Annotated in this window: 2 protein-coding genes; both read right to left on the bottom strand. The window is 68.9% G+C overall.

The window, feature by feature from the left end; translation table 11 throughout:
* Positions 1–6,740 (bottom strand): amino acid adenylation domain-containing protein (locus ABZW74_RS22760; protein ID WP_355279570.1); only part of this gene is annotated, 6,740 nt, incomplete at its 3' end.
* Positions 6,737–10,160, bottom strand: a 3,424-nt coding sequence (locus tag ABZW74_RS22755; RefSeq protein ID WP_355279567.1) for an amino acid adenylation domain-containing protein, incomplete at its 5' end; no start/stop codon positions are given. The genes ABZW74_RS22755 and ABZW74_RS22760, both read right to left, overlap by 4 nt.

Here is a 10,160-nt window from a genome sequence, read left to right as displayed (position 1 = left end):
TCGATGTCGGCGAGCACCGCGACGGCCGGGTCGGCGTCGGCGACTGCAGCCAGTCCGGCCAGCACGCGTTCGAAGCCCCGCGCGAAACCCGCTGCGGTGTCGGCGTCGAACAGGTCGGTCGCGAACACCACCGAGCCGCTCACCCCTGTCGACGGCCCGTCGTCGCGGACCCCGAAGGTCAGATCGAACTTCGCCGAATCGGCGCCCGGATCGCGCGGCGTGACGCGCAGACCGGCGACGTCGAACGCCGGCATCGGCGCCGACACGAACACCAGCAGCGTCTGGGCCAGCGGCTCGAAGGAATCCGACCGCACGGGATCGACGGCCTCGACGACCTGCTCGAAGGGCACACCGGCATGGTCGAAGGCCGCGAGGTCGGTGTCCCGAACACCGGCGAGGGTCGCGTCGACGGTGTCCGCCGGGGCGAGTTCGGTTCGCAGGACCAGGGTGTTGACGAACATTCCGACGAGGTCGTCGAGTTCGGCCTGTCCGCGGCCGGCGACCGGGGTCGCGACGGCGATGTCGGTGGTACCCGACAGTCGGGCGAGCAAGGACGCGACCGCCGCGTGCACCACCATGAACAGCGACATCGACGACCGATCGGCCAACCGCACGAGTGCGTCGCGAGTAGGACCGTCGACGGCGAAGTCGATGCTCGCGCTTCGGTACGAGGCGGCCTCGGGGCGTGGCCGGTCCATGGGCAGGTCGAGCACCTCGGGCACACCGGCCAATGCCCGACGCCAGAACTCGAGCTGACGGCTGCGGGCCGAGTCGGGGTCGTCGGCCGATCCGAGGGCGCGCTCCTGCCAGAGCGCGTAGTCGGCGTACTGCAGCGGCAGCGGACTCCACGACGGTGTCGTCCCGGCGACACGGGCCTGGTAGGCCGCGATGAGGTCACGTGCGAGCACCGGACCCGACTCGCCGTCGGCCGCGACGTGATGCACCACGATCACCAGCACCGAGGTTTCGATACCCGTGCGGATCAGACGCACCCGGAGTGGGAGTTCGCGGGCGACGTCGAAGCCGCGATCCAGTGTCTGCGCCACGACTGCCTGCGCCGAGGTGGCGTCGATGTCGACGACTTCCCAATCGGTCTGCCCCGCAAAGTGTTCGGCGATCGACTGATACGGCGCGCCGTCGACGTCGGACGGATAGGTGGTACGCAGGACCTCGTGTCGCCCGACCACGTCGTCGAGCGCCCGACGCATCAGGTCGGCATCCACGGCGCCGTCGATCTCGAAGAGCACCGGGATGTTGTATGCGGGCGAGGACGGGTCGAACTGGTTGATGAACCACATCCGCTGCTGAGCCGCGGACAGCGGTAGCACGTCGGGTCGCTCGACCGCGACAATCGGTGCGGCGACCGGCCGTCCACCGGACACCGGGTCGCCCTGGGCATCAACGAAGGCCGCCAGTTCACGCACCGACGGGGCGTCGAACACCGCTCGCACACCGAGGTCGACCTCGCAGGCCTCGGAGACCCGGGCCACCACGCGGGTCGCCGACAGCGAGTTGCCGCCGACGTCGAAGAACGAATCGGTGGCGCTCACCCGGTCGAAGCCGAGCACAGCGGCCATCACCTCGGCGATGACACGTTCGGTGTCGGTGTGCGGGGCAACGTACTCCCCCACGGAGAACTCGGGTTCCGGCAGCGCCTTACGGTCCAGCTTTCCGGCCGAGTTGAGCGGGACGTCGTCGAGGACGACCCAGACCGTCGGTCGCATGAACTCGGGAAGTGGTTTGGCGATCGCCGCCTTGACCTCGTCGATGTCGATCGCCTCACCGGCGACATAGCCGACCAGATGTTCCCCGGCGACCGGCGATGTGATGACGGTGGCAGCGGCATGTACCACGCCAGGTGCCGTGGTCAGGGCGGCCTCGATCTCGCCCAACTCGATCCGCTGTCCGCGCAGTTTCACCTGGAAGTCGGTGCGGCCCAGGTACTCCAGGTCACCCGCCGAGTTGCGCCGGACGAGGTCACCGGTGCGGTACAGACGGGTGCCGGGACGGCCGAACGGGTCGGCGACGAACCGGTCCGCGGTGAGGTCCGCACGGGACGCGTAGCCACGCGCCAGTTGCACGCCACCGACGTAGAGCTCTCCGGCCACGCCGTCGGGTACCGGATGCAATCGTGCGTCGAGGACGTGGGCGGTCGAGTTCCACACCGGCACACCGATCGGCACGATGTCGGCCGCGGAGTCGATCTCGGCGTAGGTGATCTCCACCGCCGCCTCGGTGGGCCCGTACAGGTTGAACAACCGAGCACTCGGTATCGCGGCCCGTGCGTGCGCCGCCACCGACGGCGGCAATGCTTCACCGGTGGTCGACAGGATTCGGAGGGAATCGAGGCGCGAAAGCCGTTCGGGCCCGGCCAGTTCGAGGAACACCGCCAGCATCGATGGCACGAAATGGGCCATGGTGGCGCCGGATTCGGCCATCAGCTCGGCCATGTAGACCGGGTCGAGGTGGCCGTCGGCATCGGCGATGAGTAGCGGGGTGCCGTTCATCAGCGGCGCGAAGATCTCCGCGACCGAACAGTCGAAGGTGTACGGGGTCTTGAGCACCACGAGGTCGTCGGCGGTGATCGGCAGTTGATCCAGGCCCCAGTACAGCCGGTTGACGACGGCGTCGTGGGGCAGTGTGACGCCCTTGGGCCGGCCGGTAGACCCGGAGGTGAAGATGGTGTACGCGGCGTGGGCGCCGCGCCCTTCGGAAATCCGTTCGGCCGCAGCGATGGGCGCGGTATCCGGGTCGATCGCGGCGGTGGAGTCGATGGTGAACACCCGTGCCGACGTGCCCGACAGCGATTCCGGTATCGGCTCGCCCGCATGGACGAGTGCGATCTCGGCGCCGGCGGTGGTCAACATGTACTCGACCCGCTCGGCAGGGGCATCTGTATCGACGGGCACGTACTGGCCGCCGGCCGCGACGACACCATGGATGGCGATCATCATCTCGATCGATCGCGGGATGCACACCACCACGGCCACGTCGGGGCCGACCCCCTCGGCGATGAGGGTGCGCGCGAGCGAGGCCACCCGCGCGCCGAATTCTGCGCCGGTGACCCGCCGGTCGCGGTGGATCAGCACGACGTCGTCGGGGTGCGCCGAGATCTGTTGTGCGACAGCATCGGCGAGGGTGATGTCGGCAACCCGCACCGAGTCGCCGCAGTCACCGGCGAGCCGACGGTCGAAATCCTCGGCGTCGAGAACCGGGATGTCGCCGACCGCCGTCGCGGGGTCGGCGAGGAGTTCGGCTGTGATCCGGACGAAGATGTCGGTGAACGAACGCACCCGATCCTCGTCGAACAGATCCGTGTTGTACTCGATGATTCCCGACAGGCCGGCCGATGAAACCGGCCCCGCGGACGGATCAGCCGCCTCCACGAAGGTGATGGCGAGGTCGTTGTCGGTGAGGTCCCGGTAGACCTCCATCAACTCGCCCCGCGCACCACCGAGTTCGAACGCCACACTCTGCGCCTGATGCAGCAGCAGCAACACCTGGAAGATCGGCGAGTGTGCGGTACTCCTGACCGGGGCAACGCGTTCGACCACGAGATCAAAAGGCACATCGGCATTTCCGAGTGCGGCAAGATCGGCGTCGCGCACCCTCGACACGAGGTCCACGAAACCGGCCGCCGGATCGATCTCGGTCCGCAACGCGACCGTGTTGATGAACATGCCGACGAGGTCGTCGAGTGCGCGTTCCCCACGACCCGCGTACGGGGTGCCGACCACGATGTCGGTGTCCCCGGTGAGCCGGTGCAGCAGCACCACCCACGCGGCGTGCAGTGTCATGAACAGCGAGACGTTGTGCCGATGCGCGAAATCGTGGAGAGCGGCGACCAACTCGGCGGGCACCGTGAAGGAGTGGGCAGCGGCACGCTGACTCGGCACGGGCGGGCGGGGCCGGTCGGCGGGCAGGACCAGCAACTCGGGAGCGCCCTGCAGGGTGCGCTGCCAGAATGCGAGCTGCTGGGCCGCGATCGATCTCGGGTCTTCCGTGTCGCCGAGCAGATCATGCTGCCACAGTGCGTAATCCGCGTACTGCACGGACAGCTCGGGCCACTGTGGATCGGAGTGGTCGAGTTCCGCCGAGTAGGCCGCGACGAGGTCGCGGGCCAGCGGGCGCAGCGAGGCACCGTCACCGATGATGTGATGTACCACCAGCAGGAAGACGTGGTCGTCGGGCGCGACCCGGAACAGCCGGGCACGCAGGGGGGGTGCCGCGGCCAGGTCGAATCCGACTCCGGCGACCGAGGCGATCGCGTCGGGCAGGTCGTCGGGCGTGACGGAGGAGGGATCGGTCAGTTCGATGTCGGCGCGGTAGGCGCCAACCGCCAGGACCTCCTGCACCGGCTCACCGTCGGCGCTCGGGAATCGGGTGCGCAACGGTTCGTGTCGGGCGACGACCCGATGCAGGGCGTCCGACAGCGTGACCGGGTCGAGCGGGCCGCGGAACCGCAGAACCACCGGAATGTTGTATATCGCTGTCTGTGGGTCCAATTCGGAGATGAACCAGATCCGGCGCTGGGCATGCGCGAGCGGGATCGGTACCGGCCGGGTGGCGGCGACAAGCTCCGGCCGGTGCACGTGCTCGCGGCCACCGACCCGGGCAGCAAGTTCACGCACCGTCCGCGCCTCGAACACATCGCGCACACTCACCTCGAGATCGAGCGACTCGGCACATCTCGCAGAAATCTGGGCGGCCACCAGGGAATTGCCCCCGATGTCGAAAATCGAGGTGGTGGCGCCGACCCGGTCGAGACCGAGCACATCGGCCATCACCGCGGCCAGGTCCGTCTCGAGCTGCCCCTGCGGCTCGACATATTCGGCCTCGACCGCCGGCAGCGGCGTCGGCAGCGCGGCACGGTCCAATTTGCCGTTGATGTTGAGCGGCAGTGTCTCGATCTCGATGACGACGTCGGGCACCATGTACTCGGGCACCCGCGCGGCGGCGGCCGAACGCACTTGCGCCACATCGAGTTCGGCACCCGCCACACCGACCACATATCCGACGAGTCGAGGCGGCTGATCGTCGCGCACCTTGACGGCGGCCGCGGCCACGGCCACCCCGGGCGCCGCCGCCAGCGCCGCCTCCACCTCACCGAGTTCGATGCGGAATCCGCGGAGCTTGATCTGCGCATCGGCGCGGCCGAGGTATTCGATACCGCCACCCGCGCCGAGATCGCCACGCCGCAAACACATGTCGCCGGTCCGGTACATCACCGCGCCGGGACCGCCGTAGGGATCGGCCACAAAGGTCGACGCGGTGAGCCCCACCCGGCCCAGGTAGCCACGCGCCAGTTGCGCGCCGGCGAGATACAGCTCACCGGGCACACCTTCGGGCACCGGCCGCAGGCGTGCATCGAGGATGTAGGTGTCCACGCCCGGCAACCCGAGTCCGATGTCCGATCCGGTGGTCGCCGCGACGAATTCCGGCGTGAGCGCGCGGAACGTGCTGTACACCGTGGCCTCGGTCGGCCCGTACATGTTGGTCAGCAACGGTTGACCGTGCTCGGGGTTCCCCGCGCGGTCGGCATACCACCTCCGCGCCAACCCCATCTCGAGCGCCTCACCGGCCAGCACGATGTAGCGAACGCTGGACGCCAGATGACGGGTGGCATCGGCTCGCAACGCCACACCGAGTTGGTTGAACGCCGACGGCGTCTGGGCCACCACGGTGACCGACTCCCGTTCCAGGAGGTCGGCGAAGTCCGCCGGCGAGCGGGTCGTCAAGTAGTCGACCACCACGAGGCGCCCGCCGAACAGCAGTGCCGAGAAGATCTCGAACACCGACACGTCGAACTGGTAGGAGTGGAACATCGTCGTGCTGTCGCGTTCACTGAGGTCGTAGCACTGCGCGATCGCCGCCATCAGCGCCACCACGCGCCGATGCTCGACCACGACCCCCTTGGGGCGGCCGGTCGATCCGGAGGTGTAGATCATGTAGGCCGCGGTAGCGGGGCGCACCGATGAGCGGTCGGGCGACGGCGCCGCGCCGGCCCCGATCGCGTCGAGGGAGGCGATCTCGACGTCGAGCCCCGCGAGCGCCGCGCGGCCCGACTCGTCGGCCAGGACCAGCACCGGCTGCGCATCATCGATGATGAACCCCAGCCGTTCAACCGGATTGGAGGTGTCCAGCGGCAGGTAGGCGGCGTGCGCCTTGAGCACACCGAGCAGGGCGACGATGACGTCGACGGATCGGCCGAAGGCCAGCCCCACCACCGACTCTTCTCCGGCACCCGCAGCGACCAGGCCCGCGGCCACCGCGTCGGAGCGCTGGTCGAGTTCGCGGTAGGTCAGGGTGGCACCCGACGAGTCGGATACCGCGGGGCGATCGGCGAACCGGTGCGCCGCCGAGGCGAACAGACCCGGCAGGCTCTCCCAGTCGTCGGTGCCGGCCACCGCGGCGGCCGCGGCCCGGATGTCGGCGATGGCTCTGCTGGTGGCCGAGGCGATTTCGACGGGGCTGCGTCCGGCGGTGGGCAGCAGACCGGCAATGGTCGCGCTGATCGCCGCCTCGGCGTCGAGCCCGCGGGCCAGCAGCAGACCGGCCGTCGCCGCCGCCTGCGTGTCGAGTGCGGCGAAGGTCACCGGGCCGGCCGCTCCGTGCACGGCGACGCCGTCCGGCGCCTGGGCAGCGGCCAGCGAGATCAGCTGCAGCGTGGATGGACGGTGGCCCCAGGCTCGTGAGATGGCTCGTGGGTTTTCTGGGGCACCCGAATCGAGCGTCGTCACGTGTGATGGACACTTCCTGACGCGGGCCGGCCGGTCGGCGCGTCGACGGCCGCGGTGGCGCGGTCGCGCAGTTCCCCGAGCACGTCGTCGAGCAGCTCGGGGCCGCCCGCAGCAAGACCGGGTATGCCGGCCACCAATGCCGTCGTCAGTGCCGCATCCGGGTCCGGCAGCACTGCCATCATCGCCGTCATCATCGCACCCAACTCTCCGAACGTCGTCGAGACGCCCTCGCGGTGTACCGCTTGGGCATTCGGCGCCGCCGCCGCAGCGGTTGCCACCAGATCCGACAGGCTGGCCACCGCCGTGGCAGACGACTCCGGCTGCGACGGCACGGCTCCCGCGAGTTCGTCCGCGGTGTGAATCACGATGTCACCCACGATACAACCCGGGTCGGCGGCGATCGCCTCCAGAACTCGAAGATACCGTTGCGCGAGCAGCGAGACGGTGTCCTCGGTGAACAGGTCGGTGGCGTAGACGAACTCGCCGCGCATCGCGCCGTCCGTCACGTCGTCGGCGTAGGGGCTGTCCGGGAACAGGGTCAGCTGGAGATCGACCTTTGCCGGGATCAGCTGTTCGTCGATCGGGGTGACCCGCAGACCGTCGAGTTCCAACATCGGGAACTCGATGTTCTGGAACGCGAACATGACCTGGAACAACGGGTTGTGCGAGCTGGCCTGCGTGTCCACGACCGCCGACACGATCTGATCAAAGGCGATGTCGGCGTTGGCCATGTCGCTGAGATCCTCGCCGCGCACCCGCTCGAGCATCGCGGTGAACGGCTCGTCGGGCCGCAGTTGGGTCCGCAGGGCCAGCGTGTTGACGAACATGCCGACGATGCTCTCGAGCGACAGCTCACCGCGACCCGCGTACGGCGTGCCGACGACGACGTCGTTGCGGCCGCTCAGACGCGCGAGCAGCACGGCGAACGCCGCGTGGGTGACCATGAACAGGGTGGTGTTCTGCGTCCGCGCGACCGCCTGCAAGCTGCGGGCGAGTTGTCCCGAGATCTCGAATTCCACGCGGGCACCGTCGAACGACGGGGTGGGCGGACGGGGCAGATCGGTGGGGATGTCGATGGTGGTGGGGGCACCGGCGAGTCGTTTTTTCCAGTAGTCGAGCTGGCGCTGCCCCTCGGTGATCCCGTTCGACTCGGCGTTCAGTTTGTCGGCCTGCCACAGCGAGAAGTCGGCGTACTGGATGTCCAGCGGACGCCACCGCGGACCGGTGCCCGCCAGATGGCCGGCGTAGGCGGTCATGAGGTCACGCGCCAACGGTGCCATCGATGCGCCGTCGGCGCTGATGTGGTGGACCACGAAGAGCAGGATGTGTTCGGTCGGCTCGACCTCCAGGATCGCCAGGCGCACCGGCGGTTTCGTGGTGACGTCGAATCCCTCGCCGGTCACCGCGGCGATCGCGTCGGCCACCGGTCCGGTGACGGGAGTCGCTGCGAGATCGAGTTCGGCCGCGATCACCTCCGGTGGGACGATCACCTGAATCGGCTCGCCGTTGATCATCGGGTAGGTGGTGCGCAGCGATTCGTGGCGTCCGATGAGGTCGACGACGGCGGCACGCAGGGCGGTGAAGTCGACCTCGCCGACCAGACGCAGCGCCATCGCCACGTTGTACACGGGCGAGTCAGGATCGGCACGATTAACAAGCCACATGCCGCGCTGGACCGTGGAGACGGGCACCATCTCGGCCCGGTTGCGCGCCACGAGCGGTGGGGTCGTCGTGGCGGCCATCGAGTCGGACACCAGATCGGCGAGGCCGGCCGGCGTCGGCGCCTCGAAGATCTCGCGGACCGCGATCCGACGGTCGAGCACCGACGACAAGCGGGCGGCCAGCTTGGTCGCCGACAGCGAGTTCCCGCCGAGTTCGAAGAACCCGTCGCGCACGCTGACCCGGTCCATGTCGAGCACCTGCGCGAACACGTCGGCGATGACGGCTTCGAGTTGTGTTCGCGGAGCGATGAAGTCACGCGACACGCTGAAGTCGATGTCGGGCAGCGCCGAGCGGTCGACCTTGCCCACCGGGGTCATGGAGAAGGAGTCGATGACGCAGATGGTGTGCGGCACCATGTACTGCGGCAGATGCTTTCCGACGTGAGCGGTCAGCTGGTCGGGATGCACCGTCGCGTCCGACTCCGCGGTGACGTAGGCGACCAGGATCGTCTCCCCTGCCGGTCCCTCGACGCCCAGGCTCAGCGCATTGGCGACGCTGGAGTGGTCGCGCAGGACCGCATCCACCTCGCCGGGCTCGATCCGCAGGCCACGGATCTTGAGCTGGAAGTCGGTGCGACCGTGATAGATCAGCTCGCCGGAGCTGGTGCGGGTGACCCGGTCACCGGTCCGGTACATCCGCGCGCCGTCGGCGTACGGGTTCGCGACAAACGCACTCGCGGTCAGATCGGCGCGATGGTGGTACCCGATCGCCAGTTGATCGCCGGACAGATACAGCTCCCCCGGCACGCCGTCGGCCACCGGGCGCAGGCAGCTGTCCAGAACATAGGCTCCGACACCGTCGAGCGCGTGGCCGATGGTCACGTCGTCGTCGGCCGAGATCGGTCCGGCGGCGGTCGCCCAGATCGTCGCCTCGGTGGGGCCGTACAGGTTGAAGAACCTGCGGTGTTCGCCGCCCACCCAGCGCCGCACCAACTCCGGCGGGCAGGCCTCACCCGCGCTGATCACGGTGCGCAGGGTTGCGACGGCCGCCGGGTCGAGGGTGGCCAGCGCCGATGGCGTCATCACCGCGTGGGTGACGCGGTGCTCGGCGATCAGCTTCTCGAGTTCGGTGCCCGCGTAGACATCTGCCGGGCACACCACGAGTTCGGCACCGGAGGCGGCAGCCATCAGCAGCTCGAACACCGATGCGTCGAAACTCGGCGACGCCACGTGCAGGACGCGGGCGTTGCGGGTGAGACCGAGCACGGCGATCTGGTTGGCCACCATGTTGGCCAGCCCGCGATGGCTCACCGCGGCCGCCTTGGGCCGGCCGGTGGAACCCGACGTGTAGATGAGGTACGCGAGATCGTCGACGGCCACCGGGCGCGTCAGTTCGCCTGCGCGCAAAGGGGTCCCGGAGTGACCGGCGACCTGTAGTTCGGTGGTGGGCTCGTCGATGGCCAGCCACGGCAGATCGTCGTCGGCCCCCTCGGTTCGGGTGGACGACACGCAGAGCCCGAATGCGGCCGCGCTGTCGGCGAGCATCGCCGCCCGGCGCTCGACCGGATAGCGCGGATCGATGTTCACGAATGCCGCACCCGTCTTGACCACCGCGACCGTGGCCAGGACCGAGTATTCCGACCGCGCGATCGCGATGGCGACGACCTGTCCCGGACCGACGCCGCGGCCGATCAGTTCGCGCGCAATCTGATTGGTGCGCGCCTCGAACACCGCGCGGGTCATCGTCGACGCGCCCGAG

Origin of the sequence: Gordonia sp. NPDC003585 (assembly GCF_040610755.1) — a bacterium.
In the GTDB taxonomy this organism is placed as follows: Bacteria; Actinomycetota; Actinomycetes; order Mycobacteriales; family Mycobacteriaceae; genus Gordonia.
Note: the sequence above shows the minus strand (reverse complement) of the source record. Positions and strands in the feature narration are given on the sequence as shown.